Below are 18,359 nucleotides of genomic sequence, written 5' to 3'. Positions count from 1 at the left end.
ACTGATGAGCGCGGACACCACCGAGACCCCTCCCGAGCGCCGGCGGTGGCAGTCGGCGTTCCAGGGCCTGCAGAAGATGGGCCGAAGTCTGCAGTTGCCGATCGCCGTGCTGCCGGCCGCGGGCATCCTCAACCGGCTCGGCCAGCCTGATGTGTTCGGGGACGACGGGCTGGGGTGGACGAACGTCTCGAAGGTCATGGACGGCGCGGGCGGGGCGCTCCTCGACGGGTCGCTCGGGCTGCCGCTGCTGTTCTGCATCGGCGTGGCGATCGGGATGGCGAAGAAGTCGGACGGCTCGACGGCGCTCGCCGCGGTGGCCGGGTTCCTCGTCTACTACAGCGTGCTGCACCAGTTCCCGAAGGACTGCACCGGCGGGGCGAAGGCGCTCCCGGACATCGGCTGCCAGGCCGCGGACGGAACGGTGACGGCGTTCTCGTACCAGAATCCGGGGGTCTTCGGCGGCATCGTGATGGGGCTGCTGGCGGCCTTCTTCTGGGTGCGTTTCCACCGCACGAAGCTGGTGGACTGGCTCGGCTTCTTCAACGGGCGGCGGCTGGTCCCGATCATCATGGCGTTCGTCGCGATCGTGTTCGCGGCGCTGTGTCTGTGGATCTGGCCGCCGATCGGTGACGGGCTGGAGAGTTTCTCCAACTGGCTGAGCGATCTGGGTGCTTGGGGCGCGGGCGTGTTCGGCGTCGCCAACCGCGCGCTGCTCGTCGTGGGCCTGCACCAGTTCCTGAACGTGCCCATCTGGTTCCAGTTCGGCAGCTTCACGAAGCCGGACGGGTCGGTGGTGCACGGTGACATCAACATGTTCCTGGCGGGCGATCCGAACGCGGGTCAGTTCACGTCCGGGTTCTTCCCGATCATGATGTTCGCGCTCCCGGCGGCTGCGCTCGCGATCACGCACTGCGCCAAGCCGAGCCGTCGCAAAGAGGTCGGCGGCTTGATGCTGTCGGTCGCGCTGACGTCGTTCGTCACCGGCATCACGGAACCGATCGAGTACTCGTTCCTGTTCATCGCGCCGCTGCTGTACGCGATCCACGCGCTGCTGACGGGCGTGTCGATGGCGGTGACCTGGGGCCTGGGCGTGCACGACGGCTTCAGCTTCAGCGCCGGGCTGATCGACTACATCATCAACTGGAACCTCGCGACGAAACCCTGGGCGATCATTCCGATCGGCTTGTGCTTCGCGGTCGTCTACTACGTCATCTTCCGTTTCGCGATCACGAGATTCGATCTGAAGACGCCCGGCCGGGAGCCGGAGGAGGAGCGCGAGGACGTCACCAAGGCCTGACCCTGCGTAGCTCCGCGGTTGCGGAATTGACGGGTTCCTTATATCGGCCTCCATCGTGTACAACAGGTCTACACCACTGAGTGGTGTAGACCACCACCCGATGGAGGAAGTCTATGAGCACCGCCACCGCGCCCACGGCGGCCCCCACGAAGAAGTGGGGACCCGGCCTGTTCCAGGGCCTGCAGAAGGTAGGACGCAGCCTGCAGCTCCCGATCGCCGTGCTTCCGGCGGCCGGCATCCTGCTGCGGCTCGGGCAGACCGACATCCACGACAAGCTGCACCTGCCCGACAAGGTCACGGCGGTCTTCGCCACGGCGGGCGGCGCGATCTTCGACAACCTGCCGCTGCTGTTCTGTATCGGCGTGGCGATCGGCTTCGCCAAGAAGTCGGACGGCTCGACCGCGCTGGCGGCGCTCGTCGGCTTCCTGGTCTACAGCAACGTGCTCAAGGCCTTCCCGGTCACCGACGCGAAGATCCTGAAGGGCGCGGACGTAGCCGCGACCTACAACAACCCCGGGGTGCTCGGCGGCATCATCATGGGTCTGCTGTCGGCGGTGCTCTGGCAGCGCTACCACCGCAAGCAGCTGGTGGACTGGCTCGGCTTCTTCAACGGCCGCCGTCTGGTGCCGATCATCATGGCGTTCGTCGGCACCGCCATGGGTGTCTTCTTCGGCCTGGTCTGGAAGCCGATCGGTGAGGGCATCTCGAATGTCGGCGAGTGGATCACCGGTCTCGGGGCCTTCGGCGCCGGACTGTTCGGTCTGATCAACCGTGGTCTGATCCCGATCGGCATGCACCAGTTCGTCAACTCGGTCGCCTGGTTCCAGATCGGTGACTTCAAGGACGCCACGGGTGCCGTCGTGCACGGCGACCTGACCCGTTTCTTCGCCGGTGACCCGACCGCCGGTCAGTTCATGTCCGGCTTCTTCCCGATCATGATGTTCGGTCTGCCGGCCGCCGCGATCGCTATCGCGCACTCCGCTCGTCCCGAGCGCCGCAAGGCCGTGATGGGCATGATGATCTCCCTCGCGCTCACTTCGTTCGTGACCGGTGTGACCGAGCCGATCGAGTTCTCGTTCATGTTCATCGCCCCCGTGCTGTACGGGATCCACGCGGTGCTCACCGCCCTGTCCATGGCGGTCACCTGGGCCCTGGGTGTGCACGCGGGCTTCACCTTCTCGGCCGGCGCGATCGACTACGGCCTCAACTGGAACCTCGCCACCAAGCCCTGGCTGATCATTCCGATCGGTCTGGTCTTCGGTGCGATCTACTACTTCGTCTTCCGCTTCGCGATAGCCAAGTGGAACCTCCCCACCCCCGGCCGCGAGCCCGAGGAGGAGGTCGAGGACCTCACCAAGGCGTGAGGCGTACGGCGTGACGACGGCCCCCGGAGCAGCAGAGCTCCGGGGGCCGTCGGCGTCGTAAACGTCAGGGCAAGGCGTCAGATCTCGTACGACCGCCTCGGCGCCGCCAGTTCCACCGGCCCCGCGTACACCTCGCGCGCGTCCACGAGGTTGACCTGCGGGTCGGTCCACGGGGGGATGTGGGTGAGGAGCAGACGGCGGGCGCCCGCACGGGTCGCCGTCTCGCCCGCCTCGCGGCCGTTGAGGTGGAGGTCGGGGATGTTCTCCTTGCCGTGGGTGAACGCGGCCTCGCACAGGAACAGGTCGGTGTCACGGGCGAGTTCGGTCAGGGCCTCGCTCACTCCGGTGTCCCCGGAGTACGTCAGCGACTTGCCGGCGTGCTCGACGCGGATGCCGTACGCCTCCACCGGGTGCGCCACCCGCTCCGTGTGCACGGTGAAGGGGCCGACCTCGAACGTGGACGGCTTGACCGTGTGGAAGTCGAAGACCTCGCTCATGGACGAGGCGGTGGGGGTGTCGGCGTAGGCCGTGGTCAGGCGGTGTTCGGTGCCCTCGGGGCCGTAGACCGGGATCGGGTCGCAGCGGCCGCCGTCGTGGCGGTAGTAGCGCGCGACGAAGTACGCGCACATGTCGATGCAGTGGTCGGCGTGCAGATGGCTGAGGAAGATCGCGTCGAGGTCGTAGAGACCGCAGTGGCGCTGCAGCTCGCCAAGGGCACCGTTGCCCATGTCGAGAAGCAGCCGGAAGCCGTCGGCCTCTACGAGGTAGCTCGAGCAGGCCGATTCCGCGGACGGGAACGACCCCGAGCAACCGACGACGGTGAGCTTCATGAAGCAGAAACCTCCGCTGGCGGGAACTTTTCCGGGAAGGAGACGGGGGTCGTGCGGTCCGTCGAGCGTAAGGCGCAAAACCCCCCGTCGCTCCTCCGCCAGGGGCTGTTGTGGGCGAACTCACCTGTGGTGTCACCGGTTCGGCTGGAAGCGGGGCGTGTGAGGTGTGAGAGAGGGCGCGCGGCTGCGGGCGCGCGCCGGTAACGTCGTCGTATGGACACGTCCTGGTGGCTGGCGCTCGCGGCGGTGGTACTGCTCGCGCTGGTCGCCACGCTCGTCGACGGGTGGGGGCGCGGGCGTCGGCCCGCGGGGCGGCGGACCCGGCCGCCGGGTCGGCCCGGGACGCGGGGCGGGGGCGGGCGGCCCAAGCCCGCGGAGATCTGGTGGGCGAACGTGCCCTACGAGGACGGGCCGGGTACGAAGGACCGGCCGTGTCTGGTGCTGGTCGTGCACGGGGAGCGGGCGACGGTCGCGAAGATCACCAGCAAGTACCACGACGAGCGGGCCGGAGTGATTCCGCTGCCGCCGGGTGCGGTCGGTGACGCGCAGGGACGCGCGAGCTTCCTGGAGACGGACGAGCTGCGCGAGGTGCCGGTGTGGGAGTTCCGGCGGCGGGTGGGTGTGGTGGACCCGGTCCTGTGGGACCAGGTCCGTCACCTGGCGACGTAGAGCCTCAGGCCCAGAGCTGGCCCTGGAGCGTCTCGATCGCTTCCTCTGTTGTCGCGGCCGTGTACACGCCCGTCGACAGGTATTTCCAGCCGCCGTCGGCCACCACGAAGACGATGTCGGCGGACTCCCCCGCCTTGACCGCCTTGTTGCCGACGCCGATCGCCGCGTGCAGGGCCGCGCCCGTGGAGACGCCCGCGAAGATGCCCTCCTGCTGGAGGAGTTCGCGGGTGCGGGTGACGGCGTCCGCGGAGCCGACCGAGAAGCGGGTGGTGAGGACGGAGGCGTCGTACAGCTCGGGTACGAAGCCCTCGTCGAGGTTGCGCAGGCCGTACACCAGGTCGTCGTAGCGCGGCTCGGCGGCGACGATCTTCACGTCCGGCTTGTTCTCGCGCAGGAAGCGGCCGACTCCCATCAGCGTCCCCGTGGTGCCGAGACCGGCGACGAAGTGGGTGATGGACGGGAGGTCGGCGAGGATCTCGGGGCCGGTCGTCGCGTAGTGGGCGCCGGCGTTGTCCGGGTTGCCGTACTGGTAGAGCATCACCCAGTCGGGGTGCTCGGCGGAGAGTTCCTTGGCGACGCGTACGGCGGTGTTGGAGCCGCCCGCGGCCGGGGAGGAGATGATCTCGGCGCCCCACATGCCGAGCAGGTCCCGGCGCTCCTGCGAGGTGTTCTCGGGCATCACGCAGACCATGCGGTAGCCCTTGAGCTTGGCGGCCATGGCGAGGGAGATGCCGGTGTTGCCGGAGGTCGGCTCCAGGATGGTGCAGCCGGGGGTGAGGCGGCCGTCCTTCTCCGCCTGCTCGATCATGTGCAGGGCGGGGCGGTCCTTGACCGAGCCGGTGGGGTTGCGGTCCTCCAGCTTGGCCCAGATGCGGACGTCGGCGGACGGCGAGAGCCGCGGCAGGCGCACCAGAGGGGTGTTGCCCACCGCGGCCAGCGGGGAGTCGTAGCGCATCGAGGATCAGGCCATGCCGCCGGCCACGGCCGGCAGGATCGTGACGTTGTCGCCGTCGGCGACCTTGGTGTTGATGCCCTCCAGGAAGCGGACGTCCTCGTCGTTCAGGTAGACGTTGACGAAGCGGCGCAGCTCGCCGTTGTCCACGATGCGGGCCTGGATGCCCGCGTGCCGGGTCTCGAGGTCGGTGAAGAGCTCGGCGAGGGTGTCCCCGGTGCCCTCCACCGCCTTCTGACCGTCGGTGTAGGTGCGGAGGATGGTGGGGATGCGGACCTCGATGGCCATGGTTGCGGGCTCCTGTCGGGAAGTCTTCTGGTCGGTGGGCGCACGACGGCGCGCCGCGGCTCACGGCCGTACGGCGGCAGGGAACGTCAACAGATGGCGCTGTTCAGCCTGCACAGGTCGACGTGCAGCCGCGCCACGAGCATGGTGCTCGGCGCCTCGATGCCCACGTCGTTCAGAACCATGGGGTCATCGTATCGATTCCCGGTCGGCCCTCCGGAGTGTGATCTCACATTCCGGACGAATTTCATCCAGGGTTCGAGATCAATACGCCTCGACCACCCTGACCTCCTCCTCCGTGACCTCGCCTTCCACGATCCGGAACGAGCGGAACTGGAAGTCGCCGAGGCCGTCGGTGTCGGCGGTGGAGACCAGGACGTAGTGGGCTCCGGGCTCGTTGGCGTAGGAGATGTCGGTGCGGGAGGGGTAGGCCTCGGTGGCGGTGTGGGAGTGGTAGACGATCACCGGCTCCTCGTCGCGGTCGTCCATCTCGCGGTAGAGCTTGAGGAGGTCGCCGGAGTCGAACTCGTAGAACGTGGGCGACATGGCCGCGTTGAGCATGGGGATGAAGCGCTCGGGGCGGTCGGAGCCGGCCGGCCCCGCGACGACGCCGCACGCCTCGTCGGGGTGGTCCTTGCGCGCGTGCGCGACGATCTGGTCGACGAGGGCCTGGGTGATGGTCAGCATGTTCGAAGGATAAGCAAAGGGCTGCCCCATACCGAGGATCGGTACAGGGCAGCCCACATGCCGGACGCGTCCTAGCCCACCTTCTGCAGCTCCGGCTCGCGGCGCTCGGTGACCTCGGGGTTGCGGGCCTTGAGGACCGCCCAGCCCACACCCAGCGCGGCCGCCCAGCCGGCCATCACGTACAGGCAGACCCGGGAGTCGGCGTCGTACGCGATCAGGCCCGTGACGAAGAGCAGGAACGCGATGGCTATGTACGAGCAGACCGCGCCGCCCGGGGCCGGGAAGGACGAGGCCGGCAGGCGGCCCGCGTCGACCGCGCGGCGGTAGAGGACATGGCTGACCAGGATCATCAGCCAGGTCCAGATGCCGGCCGCGGTGGCCACCGAGGTGACGTAGCCGAAGGCCTTCTCCGGGACGACGTAGTTGAGGACGACGCCGATGCCCATGAAGAGGACCGAGACCGTGATGCCGAGGGCCGGGGTCTTCGACGCGGAGAGCTTCCTGAAGGCCGCCGGCGCCTCACCGCTGTCGGCGAGGTTGCGCAGCATGCGGCCCGTGGAGTACATGCCCGAGTTGCAGGAGGACAGGGCCGCGGTGAGGACGACGAAGTTGACGATGCCGGCGCCGGCCGGGATGCCGATCTTCGCGAAGGCGGCGACGAACGGCGAGACGCCCGGAGCGAATTCGGTCCACTTGACGACGCACAGGATGACGGTGAGCGCGCCGACGTAGAAGAGGGCGATGCGCCACGGGAGGGTGTTGATCGCCTTGGGGAGGGTCTTCTCCGGGTCCTCGGACTCGCCGGCCGTGACACCGACCAGCTCGACCGCGAGGTAGGCGAACATGACGCCCTGCAGGGTCATCAGGGACGAGCCGACGCCCTTGGGGAAGAAGCCGTCGAAGGCCCAGAGGTTCGACACGGCGGCCGTGTCGCCCGCGCTGCTGAAGCCGAAGGTGAGCACGCCGAGGCCGATGACGATCATGCCGATCAGGGCGGTGACCTTGACCATCGAGAACCAGAACTCCAGCTCGCCGAAGAGCTTCACGGAGATCAGGTTGACCCCGAAGAGGATCACCAGGAAGACCAGGGCGGTCACCCACTGCGGGATGTGCGGGAACCAGTAGTTGACGTAGATCGCGGCGGCGGTCAGCTCGGCCATGCCGGTGACCACCCACATCAGCCAGTACGTCCAGCCGGTGAAGTAGCCGAAGAACGGGCCGAGGAACTCGCGGGAGTACTCCGCGAAGGAGCCCGACACCGGGCGGTACAGGAGCAGTTCGCCGAGCGCCCGCATGATGAAGAAGATGATCACGCCGGCGAGGGCGTACATGAAGATGAGGCTGGGACCGGCCTTGGCGATGTTCGCCCCGGCTCCCAGGAAGAGGCCGACGCCGATGGCGCCGCCGATCGCGATCATCTGGACCTGACGGCTGCCGAGTCCGCGCTCGTACCCCTCTTCGGAGGTCTGCTCCGAGCTGTCGACCTGAGCGGAGGTCATAAGTGAAGTGCGCCTTTCTCCATGCCGACCCGGGCCTCTCGTCGGCCTCGGATCGGGTCTCGATCCCCCCGGATTGATGGAGCTGTTGCCCGCCGGCGGTTACCGGCTCGGTGGCGCACCCGGCCGAACATGGGTGGTGTTCGCCGGGCGGTCGTGAAGATTTATCACGGCCGCAACATTGATCAACTGGGTGACTTGTGGCGCATCACACAGGAAGAAGCGGACATACGAGGGTCAACGCGGGCGGTCCCGGCCGCACCGGTGACGCGATCGTTATCCGGATTTGAGCGTCCTCTGAGCGAACACCAAACGGTCACAACTCAGGGCATAAGGGTGGTCACAAGCGTCTCCTGGAGCCCGCCGAGCCAGAGATAGGCCATCACCATCGGCTTACGGGGGTCCTCGTCCGGGAGCCGGTAGAGGAGATCGGTGTCGTCCTCGTCCTCGATCTCCAGGCGGGAGCCGATCGCCAGGCGCAGGTCGTTGAGCGCGCCCAGCCACTGCCGGGACTCCTCGGTGGAGAGCTTGAGGACGGCGCCGCCGTCGAGGGCCGGGGTGAGGGCGTCCAGGCAGCGGATGACCGCGAGGGCGTTCTCCCGCTTGCCGGCCCGCAGGTCGTTCTCGGTGTAGCGGCGGAACTCGGCGGAGTGCGCCTGCTGCTCCTCGGCCTCCTCGGGGCCCGGGGTGCCCTCGGGGTCGCTGTAGGCGTCCGGGAACAGGCGGCGCAGCACCGGGTCCTTGGGCGGCTCGGTCGGGCCCTCCGCGAAGAGCTCCGCAAGGGGGTCGTCGGGGGCGTCCCCGCCCGGACCGGGTCCGATGAGCTCCAGGAGCTGGACGGCCAGCGACCGGATGATGGAGATCTCGACGTCGTCGAGGGCGACGGCCGCGCCGCCGCCGTGGAGCGGTTCGAAGTGTCCGGGCATGGGGTCTTTTCGCCGTGGTCGCTGCCGGCCGCTACTTGCGGTCCTGCTGGAGGGTGGCCCACAGGCCGTAGCCGTGCATGGCCTGTACGTCGCGTTCCATCTCCTCGCGGGTACCGCTGGAGACGACCGCGCGGCCCTTGTGGTGGACGTCGAGCATGAGCTTGGTGGCCTTGTCCTTCGGGTAGCCGAAGTACGTCTGGAACACGTAGGTCACGTAGCTCATGAGGTTGACCGGGTCGTTGTGGACGATGGTGACCCAGGGGACGTCGGGCTCGGGTACGGCGAAGACCTCCTCCGCCGACTCGGTGCGTTCGATCTCTACGGGCGCGGGTGACGTCACATGGCCCATGCTGCCACGGGCCCCACAAATCGTCACACTGACGTAAAGGGGTGTAGCATTCCTTGCCATGCTGCATGCATCGGGGGACAACCCCCGAACCCCCGGCCGGCCTGGGGACACCCGGAGAGTCATAGCTAGGAGAGCTGTCGTGGATGTAGCGGACCTTGGGCTGCCGGTGGACGTTCCCTCGACGGCGCTCTTCACGGACCAGTACGAGCTGACGATGCTGCAAGCCGCGCTGAAGGCCGGTACCGCCGAGCGGCGCAGCGTCTTCGAGGTCTTCACCCGGCGGCTGCCGGAGGGGCGGCGCTACGGCGTCGTCGCGGGCACCGGGCGGGTCCTGGACGCGGTGGAGAACTTCCGCTTCGACGCGGGCGTCCTGGGCTTCCTGCGGGAGCGGGACATCGTCGACGAGCCGACGCTGGAGTGGCTCGCCTCCTACCGCTTCTCCGGCGACATCTGGGGCTATCCCGAGGGCGAGGTGTACTTCCCGGGCTCGCCGATCATGCGGGTCGAGGGGTCCTTCGCCGAGTGCGTGCTCCTGGAGACGGTGATCCTGTCGATCCTCAACCACGACTCCGCGATCGCCGCGGCCGCCTCCCGGATGTCCTCGGCCGCGGGTGAGCGCCCGCTGATCGAGATGGGCGCCCGCCGCACCCACGAGCTCGCCGCCGTCGCCGCCTCCCGCGCCGCGTACGTCGGCGGCTTCACCTCCACCTCGGACCTCGCGGCCGGCTTCCGCTACAACATCCCGACCGTCGGCACCTCCGCGCACGCCTTCACCCTGCTGCACGACCGCGAGCGGGACGCCTTCCAGGCCCAGGTGAACTCGCTCGGCCGGAACACGACCCTGCTCGTCGACACGTACGACGTCGCCGCGGCCGTCCGGATGGCCGTCGAGGTCGCCGGGCCCGAGCTCGGCGCCGTCCGCATCGACTCCGGTGACCTGCTGCTGGTCGCGCACCGGGTGCGGCAGCAGCTGGACGAGCTGGGCGCCGGCAAGACGAAGATCATCGTGACCTCGGACCTCGACGAGTACGCGATCGCCTCGCTGGCGGCGGCGCCGGTGGACGCGTACGGCGTGGGTACGCAGCTGGTGACGGGGTCGGGGCACCCGACCTGCTCGATGGTCTACAAGCTGGTCGCGCGCGCCGAGTCCGCCGACCTGAAGGCGCCACTGCTGCCGGTGGCGAAGAAGGCGGCCGGCGGCAAGACGTCCATCGGCGGCCGCAAGTGGGCCGCGCGCCGGCCGGACGCGGACGGGGTCGCGGAGGCCGAGGTCGTCGGCACGGGGATGGTCCCGCCGGAGCTCGCCGGCCACCAGCTGCTGGTCGAGCTGGTCAAGGGCGGCGACGTGGTGGCCCGCGAACCGCTGGACACCGTACGGGAGCGGCATGTGCGGGCCCGGGCCAACCTGCCCCTGTCGGCGACCCAGCTGTCCCGCGGGGAACCCGTGATCCCGACGGAGTACGCGGTGGGGCGCTCGGGTAGCTAAAGCGGGATGCCCTCGGACGCGCCCCTGTGAAGCCCCTCCCGTACCGCCCCGGAAGTCAATAGGCTCGGAGGCTCAACGGCCGGGCCCGCACCCCACCCCCGCCCCCATAGTCGAGAAGGACACCCACCATGCGCCGCGCCTTGATCGTCGTAGACGTGCAGAACGACTTCTGCGAGGGGGGCAGCCTCGCCGTTTCCGGTGGTGCCGACGTGGCCGCCGCCGTCACCGAGCTGATCGGGCAGGCGGGCGGGTCCGGCTACCAGCACGTGGTGGCCACCCGCGACCACCACATCGCGCCCGGCGGCCACTTCGCCGACAACCCCGACTTCCGGCACTCCTGGCCCGCGCACTGCGTCGCGGGCACCGAGGGCGTCGGCTTCCACCCGAACTTCGCGCCCGCGGTCGCCTCGGGCGCGATCGACGCCGTCTTCGACAAGGGGGCGTACGCGGCGGCCTACAGCGGCTTCGAGGGCGCCGACGAGAACGGCGTCAAGCTCGCCGACTGGCTGCGGGCGCGGGAGGTCGGCGAGGTGGACGTGGTCGGGATCGCCACCGACCACTGCGTACGGGCCACCGCCCTGGACGCCGCCCGGGAGGGCTTCCGTACGCACGTGCTGCTCGACCTGACCGCCGGGGTGGCCCAGGAGACCACCGACCGGGCGCTGGAGGAGCTGCGCGAGGCGGGCGTGGAGCTGTCCGGGAAGCCGGTCGTGGCCTGAGCCCGGGGCCGGGCGGCGGCTGCGGCCGGACACCGTCGTGCGCCCGGGCGGGTGCCTCCGGATGCCGGTCGTGCGCTCGGCCGATCGGACCTGATCACTGCGTGGCTCGCCCCTTTTCCGGTTCGTGAGTGCTGCCCTGGCAAGGGGATCTCTCACGGACAGGAGACACATGAGCACCGCACTGCACAGACACGGCGCCCGGGTCACGGCCGCCGCCCTGGCACTGGCCACCACCCTGGCCGGCGCCGCCACCGCCACCGCCCGCGACGGCCACGGCGACCGCGCGCCGCACCCCGTCGAGGTGTCCATCGGCACCGACGGCATCCACGCCCCGCGGACCGCCGAGGCCGGTCTGGTCGCCTTCCACGTCACCACCGACGACCGGCAGGCGGGCCACTTCGTCCAGGCCTTCCGGCCGCGGCACGGCGTCACCCTCACGAAGGTCCTCGCCGACCTGACCAAGGCCGTCAACGAGACGGACCCGGCCGTCGCCGCGCAGGGCATCAACGCGGTCAACCGGGACGCCGAGCTGTTCGGCGGCGCCCAGGTCACCCACGCCGTGCCGGAGACCTTCACCACGCCGATCGGCGCGGGCCCCGTCTATCTGCTGGACTTCGGCGCCTTCCTGGCGGACCAGTCGCACCCCGTGGTGCGCCGGCTGGAGCTGACCGGGAAGCGGGCGAAGGACGGCGACCGGGATCTCGCGGACTTCCCGGACGGCATCGTGATCACGAAGGAGACCTCGGCCGGTCCCCGGTTCGACGTCAACGGGGTGCACCGGGCCAAGGACAACATCCTGGTGCACAACGCGTCGGACGAGATCCACGAGATGGAGCTCCAGTCCGTCCCGGCGGGCACCACGGACGCCCAGATCCAGGCGTTCTTCGACAACCCGTCCGGCCCGCCGCCCTTCGCCGGCCGCCCCACCTACGGCCTGGGGGCCATCTCCCCCGGCCGCACCGCGCTGCTCCAGGCACACCACCTGCCCAAGGGCACGTACGTCCTGCTCTGCTTCGTCCCCGACGACGAGACCGGCGCCCCGCACGCCTTCGAGGGCATGCACAAGGTCGTGGTGCTGAGCTAGGGCCGGTACGGCTCCCGACCGGGGTCAGCCCTGCTGTACCGCCGACGGGCGGCGCAGCAGGGCCCGGATCGGGTGCCACAGCTCCGGCACCGTGACACCGTTGTCGGGTTCCGTTCGCCATATCAGGCCGTCCGGGTGGTGCAGGACGGCCGTGATCTCGTCCGGGGTGGGCGGGGCGGCGTTGCCCCGCAGGTACACGGCTCGCATGCCCAGATTGCGGAGCCTGGTCAGGGCTCGGGCGCGGTTCTGGGCGTGGACCAGTACCCGTACCCCGACCGGGCCCCCGGCGGGGGCGGGCAGGTTCAGCGCCACCACGACTCTGCCGTTCGGCAGCTTGCAGAACCCTCCTGCGGCCATGCGGTCATACCCCCGTGCGCGTCGGTGTCAATAAGAAAGCCACAGGACGCACCTAAACACGATCGGCGGCGACCCGCCAGGGGGTCACCGCCGATACGCTTCTGACCTGCGAAAATGCCGACTACTTCACCGCAGGGCCGACCTGCAGGGAGATCGTCGAGCCGTCCAGGGCCTCCCGGACGATCTTGATCTTGGTGTTGGTGTCAGTGACCTGGACACCGGCGGCCGGGTTCGAGGAGTCGTAGTAGGTGTTCGTGTGGTCGTTGAAGACCGGCACCCCGAACGACCACTTGATCTTGGTGGCCACGTCCGCCTTGTGCAGCGTGATGCCGTCCGTCGGGTACAGGCTGAACGGCGAGTCGTAGGACTGGATGCGGTTGCGCATCAGCGTCCCGTCGGACCACTTCAGCGGCGCCGGGTGGGAGTCGATCGGGAGGATCAGACCGGTGCCCGGGTGGACGCTGGTGTTGTCGTCCGCCTCGGAGAGGTCCCACTTCCAGATCAACAGGCCGTTCTGGTACGGGTAGTGCTCCACCCAGTCCGGACGGGTCGTCGAGAAGCCGAAGTTGTACGGGCCGACCTTCAGGGTCTTGTCGTACGACACGTACTGGCGGTTCTCGGCGATGTAGTACTGCTTGTAGTCCTTGGTGAAGGACGCGCCGATGCGGGAGAAGCCGGTGGCCGTCCAACTCGCGTCCGCCGTCTCGGCGTTGTCGGAGAAGAGCGCCGCGCCGTCCGCGGTGACCGTGATCTCGTCGGCCGCGAAGCCCTTGAGCGCGACGCCGCCGTCGGTCTGGTAGCGGAAGCGCAGCTGGACCTTCTGGCCCGCGTAGGCGTTCAGCGGGTACGACAGCTTGGTGTACGCGTCGACCGAGCCGGTGAGGGCCGGCTTGTCGCTGCCGTCGCGCGGGATGGCCGCGCCGTTCACCGTGCCGTCCAGGGCGGTCCAGTTGGCGCCGCCGTCGGTGGACACCTCGGCGTAGAGGTAGTCGTAGCCCGACTCGATGTCGTACCAGCCGTCGAGGGTCAGCGTGGCCGACGACTTGCCGGTCAGGTCGACCTCACGGGTGAGCGTGTTCCTGAGGTTGTCGCCGCTGCCGCTCCACCACTGGGTCGAGCCCTCGGCCGGGGTGACGACGGTCGTGGTGACCGCCTTGTCGGGCAGCGAGACCACGAGGGCCTGCTTGTCCTTGGTGTTGTACTCGGCGACGCCCAGCTTGTGCGCGGACTTGGTGCCCGCCTTGGCGACGTCGTAGTTCAGCCAGCCCAGTTGGAGCTTGTCCCAGGCGTTCATGTCGCCCGGCAGGTCGCCGATGGCGTTCTTGCCGGTGCCCAGCCACGAGCCGGAGGACATCAGGGTCCAGAAGCCGGTGGAGTTCTCGCCGCCGTTGGTGTCGTACTCGTCCGGCAGGCCGAGGTCGTGGCCGTACTCGTGGGCGTAGACGCCGAGGCCGCCGTTCTCCGGCTGCATCGTGTAGTCGCCGACCCAGATGCCGGTGTCGCCGACCTGGGTGCCGCCGAGCTTGTTGTTCTCGGGGCCGGTGGCGCCGGCGTCGGTGCCGAAGGCGTACCAGCGGTGCGCCCAGATCGCGTCGGTGCCCTGCGCGCCGCCGCCCGCGGACTCGTCCTCGCCGGCGTGCACGATCTGGAAGTGGTCGACGTAGCCGTCGGGCTCGTTGAAGTCGCCGTCGCCGTCGTAGTCGTAGCGGTCCCACTGGTCGTACTGGGCGAGGTCCGCCTTGATGTCGGCGTCGGACTCGCCGGCCGCCTTCTGGTCGGCGACCCAGGCCGTGAGGCCGTCCTTGACCAGGTTCCAGACGCTGGAGCAGGTGCTGGAGCCGCAGGCGTTGTTGCCGTAACGGGCCTCGTTGTAGGGGACCTTGACCCAGTCGGTGACCTCGCCGTCGACCGAGTAGCGGCCCGAGGACTGCTTCTCGTAGTACTTCTTCAGCGACTCGGTGTTCTTGCCGGTGCCGAAGTAGAGGTCCTGGAAGTGCTGCTGGTTGTAGTCCGCCTGCCAGGCCGTGGAGTTGTCCTTGGTGCGGTCCGGCTCGGCTATCTGGTTGTGCAGCGGGCCGGCCGTGCCGTTGTAACGGGGGTCGGTCTGGTCGCCGAACTCCACCAGGATCGTGAAGATCTTGTCCGTCTTCTCGCGGCCGAGCTCGACGTACTTGCTGTCGCCCTTCTTGCCCTTGAGCTGGACGACCTGCGAGCCGTCACGGTCCTTGACCTGGCTCTTGCCGGATATGACCTGGTTCAGGGCTTCTTGGCGCTGAGCTTCCTGGGTCTTGGAGAGCGGGCCGTCGAGGTCGTGCTCGGTCCTGCTCTCGGCCGCCGACGGGTCGCGGCGGTCGACGGTGGCGGACTTGGCGCTGTCTGCGGCCTGCGCCACGGCGAACGTCGAGAACGTGGCGGTGGCCGCCGCGAGCGCGACACCGACCGCGGCCGCTCTGAACGTCCAGGGTTTTAGGGTCACTTGAGGTCCTCGTGGTCAAGGTGGTAAGTCAAGTGACGCAATTCGACTAGAGGTTGGTAAGAAAAAACAGACCTTGACTTGGACAGAACAAGTGCACTATGCGGAGCCGGGGTTCGCTTTGCGGACACCCCGACCGGCGCGTTCGAACGTCCACGTGCTGGACGCCATGACTCCGTGCGCCCCCTGTGCACCGGCACTGTTGGTTAGGTCACGCTTACCGTTCGTTCCGCTCGGGCATGCACGCGATTAGAGTCGGACGGCGGCACGCCCCCAAATCGGCGGAAAGCCAGGCCGACAACCCCTGTGGACCCCCACTTCCGAGGACACGATTGCCATGCCTCGTCCGACTGCCGCACAGCTCGCCTACGGATCCTGCACCGTGATCTTCTCGACGCTCGCCATGCTGCTGCTGTCACAGACGAGTTCGGGTCTGGGGATCGCGATCATCGCAGTGTCGGCGCTCGCCCTCGGCCTCCTCGTCGCCATGACGGTGCCGCTGCCGAAGTCCCGGGTCGTCGCGGTGGGCGGACCGGCCCCCGCGAAGGCCGAGGAGTCCGCGAAAGCCGAGGAGCCCGTGCCGGTGGCGGCGACGGGCTCGTCGACTGCTGCGTGATGCTGCGCAGCTGCTGCGTGACTTCGGTGTGACGCCGGTCAGTTGGTGCTGACCACCACCGTCTTCGCGGCCTTGTCGTGCAGGCCCTGCTTGTAGGGCCGGTCGAAGTAGCTCCAGCCGCCCGAGATCGCGGTCCAGATGCACGCGCAGCAGAAGGCGAACGGGATCCAGAGCACCGCCGAGCGGGCCAGCGCGGTCTGCACGGAGGGCGTGGAGCCGTTGTCGAGGTTGGCCACCCGCATGTTCAGCCACTTCTTGCCGAGCGTCTGGCCCGACTTGCTGATCAGGTAGGTGTCGTAGCCGATGTAGAGGACGGCGGCGACGAGCGACTGCGCGAAGGACTTGCCGTACTCGACCTTGTCGCCGTTGACGCTGTACTCGTGCACGCCCATCGGCCAGGTGACCAGCCAGACGACGATGCCGACGAGGATCAGGTCGATGATCCGCGCCAGCGTGCGCTTGCCGCTCTCGGCGAGCGGGGGCATGCCGGCGAGGGGGTCGTTGGGGTAGGAGGCGCCGCCGCCGTAGGGCGGGGGCTGCTGGCCGTACGGGGGCTGCTGGCCGCCGTAGGGGGGCGGTTGCGGGCCGCCCTGGGGCGGGTCATAGGGAGAGCCCGAGCCCGCTCCCGGCGTTCCGGGCGCTCCGGGCGGGGGCTGCTTCCTGAACGGGTCGTCTTCCGGCGGCTGCGGGCCGGAGCCGGGGGGTTCGCTGCTCATGGCCCGAGTGGACCGCGAACCGCCCGGCGCCGCATCCGGCGGACGTCCGTCCGGAGTACCCAATCAAGTACGCCGTTCGGAGTAGACGGTTATCCCGCTACGAACGTACGGGCCGCCTTGTCGTGCCAGCACTGGCGCCACGGGCGGTCGAACACGCACCACAGGACGCCGACGACACCGATGCCGAGCAGGCCGGGGACGACGTACACGAGCCAGCGGCGCAGCGCTCCGCCGAACGTCGGGGGCTCGTGCGCCTCGATGTCACGGACCTCGATGCCGAGCAGCTTCTTGCCCAGGGTGCGGCCCCACTTGGCGGTGGGCAGCGCCTCGTAGAGGACGCCGGAGAGAAGCAGGACGGCGAGGATGACGCCGAAGTAGACCGAGGTCGTGCCGTCGAGCAGCCAGACGGTGACGGTCTCGCCGCTGAGCTTGGCCGCGTCGATCTTGTCGTTGATGTGGTCGATCGCCTTGGTGCCGAGGGGCACGGCCACGGCTGCGGTTACGGCGCCCACGACGACGGTGTCCAGCAGCCGCGCGGCGAGCCGCTTGCCGAGGCCCGCGGGGCGGGCGGCGGCCTGCCGTCGGGCGGCGGCCTGGAAGACGTCCTCGACGGGGGGCTTCCAGGGGGCGACGGGCTGCTCGCCCTCGGCCCCGGCGAGCCGGTGCACCTGCTGAGCCCAGGAGGGCTGGCCGCCACCGGGGCCGCTGGTCAGGGGGGCGGCGGATTGGTTGGCCGGGGGCGGCTGGTTGGCGGCGGGCTGACCGGCGGGGGCCTGTCCTGCGGAGGCGTGCCCGGCCTGCGGGTGACCACCGGGTGCTTGGCCGGCGGACTGCGGGCCACTCGGCTGCTGCGGGACCGCGGGGGCCGGGTGCTGGGGGCCGGAGAGGGCGGTGGGCGCGGACTGGGCAGCCTGGGCGCCCTGGGCCGAGGCTGCGCGGTCGGCTGCCGCCTTGCCCGCGCCGAAGCCCGGGGAGTTGGGTGTGCCGAGGCCGGCCGGGGCCTGCCCCGCGGAACCGCTCGCGGGCGCCCCCGTGCCCCCGCTCTGCGCCCCGCCCTGCTGACCCGTGCGCGGGGACAGCGCGCGGAAGGTCATGGTGCCCTCGTCGGGGGCGGGGGTGGCGGGGTTGGGGATGCCGGGAGTCGCGGCGCCCGCGGGGCGTCCGGCGCCGGGTGCGGCCGCGCCGCTCGCCGCTGCCGTGCCCCGGGTGCCGTGCGCGCCAGGGCCCGCCGTCCCTTGAGCGCCCTGCCCCATGCCCGAGCCGCCCGCCGCACCGGCCGACCCCGAGCCCGCCGGCTGCCCCGGACCCGCCGTCGGCCGCCGGAACACGAACGTGCCGTCAGGGAGCGCGTCGTCCGAGCCGTTGCCCGCGGGCGGGATCGTGGCCGTGCCGTCGGTGCGGGAGGACCGGCCGTCCGGCTGGGAGGGGCCGCCGGAGCCGGTGTGCGCGCCGGACACCCCGTGGCCGCGCCCGTCCGAACCGGCCTGGGCGTCGTACCCGGCGCGCCCGTCCGGACCCGCCGCCTGGCCGTCGTACGCAGCACGCCCGTCCGGCCCCGTCGCCCCGCCGTCGGCCCCCGTGCGCGGGTCGGCCCCCCACGACACGCGGCGGTCCTGGTCGCCGCCGAAGCCCGACTGGTGGGAGCGGTCGGCGCCCCACGCGGACGCCGGTTCGGGGCGGTTGCCGTGCTGGGACGCGGGCTGCGGCTCGGGGTCCTCGTCGAAGAAGTGCGGGCCCGTTTCCTCCACCGAGGGCGCGGCCGGCGCCGAACCGGGCGGCGGGGCGAGCGACTCGCCGTCCGAAGGGGCCGGACGGCTGGTGCCCGGCACCCACGCGGCACCGTTCCAGTACCGGACATATCCAGGAATGGACGGGTCCGGGTAATACCCTTCGCGGGGCCTGTCGTCACCGGGGGCCGGGGTTGGGGCGCTCATGTCCGTCGCCTGTATCTGCTCGGGGGTGGATATGGGGGGCTCCACATCTATCAGACCGGCGCAATCCCCACCGCCAGTCCCACCGGACCCACACTTTCGGGAAGAGGCCGACCAGTCCC

19 protein-coding genes are annotated in these 18,359 nt (G+C 69.8%); 7 read left to right on the top strand and 12 right to left on the bottom strand.

Annotated elements, in window-relative coordinates; genetic code table 11:
- The first annotated feature begins 4 nt into the window (after positions 1–4).
- Both ABZ848_RS33230 and ABZ848_RS33225 read left to right on the top strand, forming a co-directional pair.
- Complete coding sequence (locus ABZ848_RS33230) at positions 5–1,297, top strand: PTS transporter subunit EIIC (protein ID WP_360837914.1); 1,293 nt, start codon at positions 5–7, stop codon at positions 1,295–1,297.
- 113 nt (positions 1,298–1,410) lie between these two features.
- Positions 1,411–2,661, top strand: coding sequence for a PTS transporter subunit EIIC (locus tag ABZ848_RS33225; RefSeq protein WP_360837912.1), 1,251 nt, complete (start codon positions 1,411–1,413; stop codon positions 2,659–2,661).
- A 77-nt stretch (positions 2,662–2,738) separates the two neighbouring features.
- Here ABZ848_RS33225 and ABZ848_RS33220 read toward each other — a convergent pair whose 3' ends face one another.
- Complete coding sequence (locus ABZ848_RS33220) at positions 2,739–3,491, bottom strand: MBL fold metallo-hydrolase (protein WP_360837910.1); 753 nt, start codon at positions 3,489–3,491, stop codon at positions 2,739–2,741.
- A 213-nt stretch (positions 3,492–3,704) separates the two neighbouring features.
- On the opposite strand from ABZ848_RS33220, the gene ABZ848_RS33215 reads away from it, so the two are divergent.
- On the top strand, positions 3,705–4,160 hold the full coding sequence (locus tag ABZ848_RS33215; RefSeq protein ID WP_360837909.1) for a type II toxin-antitoxin system PemK/MazF family toxin: 456 nt from the start codon (positions 3,705–3,707) through the stop codon (positions 4,158–4,160).
- Between the two features lie 4 nt (positions 4,161–4,164).
- Here the strand turns inward: ABZ848_RS33215 and ABZ848_RS33210 are convergent, their stop codons facing one another.
- From ABZ848_RS33210 to clpS, 7 genes are all read right to left on the bottom strand, one after another.
- Positions 4,165–5,115 (bottom strand): cysteine synthase, encoded by a 951-nt coding sequence (locus tag ABZ848_RS33210; RefSeq protein WP_360837907.1) that lies wholly within the window; start codon positions 5,113–5,115, stop codon positions 4,165–4,167.
- Positions 5,116–5,121: 6 nt separating this feature from the next.
- A complete protein-coding gene (locus ABZ848_RS33205; RefSeq protein WP_360837906.1) occupies positions 5,122–5,400 on the bottom strand; it encodes a MoaD/ThiS family protein in 279 nt (92 codons plus the stop codon).
- Positions 5,401–5,486: 86 nt separating this feature from the next.
- Complete coding sequence (locus tag ABZ848_RS33200; RefSeq protein ID WP_360837905.1) at positions 5,487–5,582, bottom strand: putative leader peptide; 96 nt, start codon at positions 5,580–5,582, stop codon at positions 5,487–5,489.
- A 79-nt stretch (positions 5,583–5,661) separates the two neighbouring features.
- Entirely contained in the window at positions 5,662–6,084 is a 423-nt protein-coding gene (locus ABZ848_RS33195; RefSeq protein ID WP_360837903.1) for a M67 family metallopeptidase, read from the bottom strand.
- A gap of 71 nt (positions 6,085–6,155) precedes the next feature.
- The gene (locus ABZ848_RS33190) at positions 6,156–7,583 is read right to left on the bottom strand and encodes an amino acid permease (RefSeq protein ID WP_360837901.1); all 1,428 of its coding nucleotides are present in this window, start codon (positions 7,581–7,583) and stop codon (positions 6,156–6,158) included.
- Between the two features lie 320 nt (positions 7,584–7,903).
- Positions 7,904–8,506, bottom strand: coding sequence for a DUF2017 domain-containing protein (locus ABZ848_RS33185; protein WP_360837899.1), 603 nt, complete (start codon positions 8,504–8,506; stop codon positions 7,904–7,906).
- 31 nt (positions 8,507–8,537) lie between these two features.
- Positions 8,538–8,855 carry an ATP-dependent Clp protease adapter ClpS gene (gene clpS, locus ABZ848_RS33180; RefSeq protein ID WP_155054666.1) on the bottom strand — a complete coding sequence of 106 codons (318 nt, stop codon included), beginning with the start codon at positions 8,853–8,855 and terminating at the stop codon, positions 8,538–8,540.
- A gap of 139 nt (positions 8,856–8,994) precedes the next feature.
- Between clpS and ABZ848_RS33175 the strand changes: the two genes are divergently transcribed.
- From ABZ848_RS33175 to ABZ848_RS33165, 3 genes are all read left to right on the top strand, one after another.
- Positions 8,995–10,341, top strand: a complete 1,347-nt coding sequence (locus tag ABZ848_RS33175) for a nicotinate phosphoribosyltransferase (RefSeq protein WP_360837897.1) — start codon at positions 8,995–8,997, stop codon at positions 10,339–10,341.
- Between the two features lie 128 nt (positions 10,342–10,469).
- Positions 10,470–11,060, top strand: a complete 591-nt coding sequence (locus ABZ848_RS33170) for a nicotinamidase (protein WP_360837896.1) — start codon at positions 10,470–10,472, stop codon at positions 11,058–11,060.
- 169 nt (positions 11,061–11,229) lie between these two features.
- A complete protein-coding gene (locus tag ABZ848_RS33165) occupies positions 11,230–12,144 on the top strand; it encodes a hypothetical protein (RefSeq protein ID WP_360837895.1) in 915 nt (304 codons plus the stop codon).
- Positions 12,145–12,168: 24 nt separating this feature from the next.
- Here ABZ848_RS33165 and ABZ848_RS33160 read toward each other — a convergent pair whose 3' ends face one another.
- Together ABZ848_RS33160 and ABZ848_RS33155 are read right to left on the bottom strand one after the other, a co-directional pair.
- Positions 12,169–12,501, bottom strand: a complete 333-nt coding sequence (locus ABZ848_RS33160; RefSeq protein ID WP_360837894.1) for a hypothetical protein — start codon at positions 12,499–12,501, stop codon at positions 12,169–12,171.
- A gap of 121 nt (positions 12,502–12,622) precedes the next feature.
- A complete protein-coding gene (locus ABZ848_RS33155; RefSeq protein WP_360837893.1) occupies positions 12,623–14,977 on the bottom strand; it encodes an immune inhibitor A domain-containing protein in 2,355 nt (784 codons plus the stop codon).
- Between the two features lie 334 nt (positions 14,978–15,311).
- On the opposite strand from ABZ848_RS33155, the gene ABZ848_RS33150 reads away from it, so the two are divergent.
- Positions 15,312–15,590, top strand: a complete 279-nt coding sequence (locus tag ABZ848_RS33150) for a hypothetical protein (protein WP_360837891.1) — start codon at positions 15,312–15,314, stop codon at positions 15,588–15,590.
- 38 nt (positions 15,591–15,628) lie between these two features.
- Here ABZ848_RS33150 and ABZ848_RS33145 read toward each other — a convergent pair whose 3' ends face one another.
- Positions 15,629–16,306 carry an RDD family protein gene (locus ABZ848_RS33145; protein ID WP_360837890.1) on the bottom strand — a complete coding sequence of 226 codons (678 nt, stop codon included), beginning with the start codon at positions 16,304–16,306 and terminating at the stop codon, positions 15,629–15,631.
- An 89-nt stretch (positions 16,307–16,395) separates the two neighbouring features.
- Positions 16,396–18,240 carry an RDD family protein gene (locus ABZ848_RS33140; RefSeq protein ID WP_360837888.1) on the bottom strand — a complete coding sequence of 615 codons (1,845 nt, stop codon included), beginning with the start codon at positions 18,238–18,240 and terminating at the stop codon, positions 16,396–16,398.
- Between the last annotated feature and the right edge of the window lie 119 nt (positions 18,241–18,359).

This window comes from Streptomyces sp. NPDC047081 (genome assembly GCF_040643775.1).
Classification (GTDB): Bacteria; Actinomycetota; Actinomycetes; order Streptomycetales; family Streptomycetaceae; genus Streptomyces.
The sequence above is the reverse complement of the archived record's forward strand: the minus strand, read 5'-3'. Positions and strand labels throughout refer to the sequence as shown.

Excerpts from the sequence above, each read along its gene's own strand:
- ABZ848_RS33230 (WP_360837914.1), top strand. The coding sequence starts at position 5 with ATGAGCGCGGACACCACCGAGACCCCTCCCGAGCGCCGGCGGTGGCAG.
- ABZ848_RS33225 (WP_360837912.1), top strand. The coding sequence starts at position 1,411 with ATGAGCACCGCCACCGCGCCCACGGCGGCCCCCACGAAGAAGTGGGGA.
- ABZ848_RS33220 (WP_360837910.1), bottom strand. The coding sequence starts at position 3,491 with ATGAAGCTCACCGTCGTCGGTTGCTCGGGGTCGTTCCCGTCCGCGGAA.
- ABZ848_RS33215 (WP_360837909.1), top strand. The coding sequence starts at position 3,705 with ATGGACACGTCCTGGTGGCTGGCGCTCGCGGCGGTGGTACTGCTCGCG.
- ABZ848_RS33210 (WP_360837907.1), bottom strand. The coding sequence starts at position 5,115 with ATGCGCTACGACTCCCCGCTGGCCGCGGTGGGCAACACCCCTCTGGTG.
- ABZ848_RS33205 (WP_360837906.1), bottom strand. The coding sequence starts at position 5,400 with ATGGCCATCGAGGTCCGCATCCCCACCATCCTCCGCACCTACACCGAC.
- ABZ848_RS33200 (WP_360837905.1), bottom strand. The coding sequence starts at position 5,582 with ATGGTTCTGAACGACGTGGGCATCGAGGCGCCGAGCACCATGCTCGTG.
- ABZ848_RS33195 (WP_360837903.1), bottom strand. The coding sequence starts at position 6,084 with ATGCTGACCATCACCCAGGCCCTCGTCGACCAGATCGTCGCGCACGCG.
- ABZ848_RS33190 (WP_360837901.1), bottom strand. The coding sequence starts at position 7,583 with ATGACCTCCGCTCAGGTCGACAGCTCGGAGCAGACCTCCGAAGAGGGG.
- ABZ848_RS33185 (WP_360837899.1), bottom strand. The coding sequence starts at position 8,506 with ATGCCCGGACACTTCGAACCGCTCCACGGCGGCGGCGCGGCCGTCGCC.
- clpS (WP_155054666.1), bottom strand. The coding sequence starts at position 8,855 with ATGGGCCATGTGACGTCACCCGCGCCCGTAGAGATCGAACGCACCGAG.
- ABZ848_RS33170 (WP_360837896.1), top strand. The coding sequence starts at position 10,470 with ATGCGCCGCGCCTTGATCGTCGTAGACGTGCAGAACGACTTCTGCGAG.
- ABZ848_RS33165 (WP_360837895.1), top strand. The coding sequence starts at position 11,230 with ATGAGCACCGCACTGCACAGACACGGCGCCCGGGTCACGGCCGCCGCC.
- ABZ848_RS33160 (WP_360837894.1), bottom strand. The coding sequence starts at position 12,501 with ATGGCCGCAGGAGGGTTCTGCAAGCTGCCGAACGGCAGAGTCGTGGTG.
- ABZ848_RS33150 (WP_360837891.1), top strand. The coding sequence starts at position 15,312 with ATGCCTCGTCCGACTGCCGCACAGCTCGCCTACGGATCCTGCACCGTG.
- ABZ848_RS33145 (WP_360837890.1), bottom strand. The coding sequence starts at position 16,306 with ATGAGCAGCGAACCCCCCGGCTCCGGCCCGCAGCCGCCGGAAGACGAC.
- ABZ848_RS33140 (WP_360837888.1), bottom strand. The coding sequence starts at position 18,240 with ATGAGCGCCCCAACCCCGGCCCCCGGTGACGACAGGCCCCGCGAAGGG.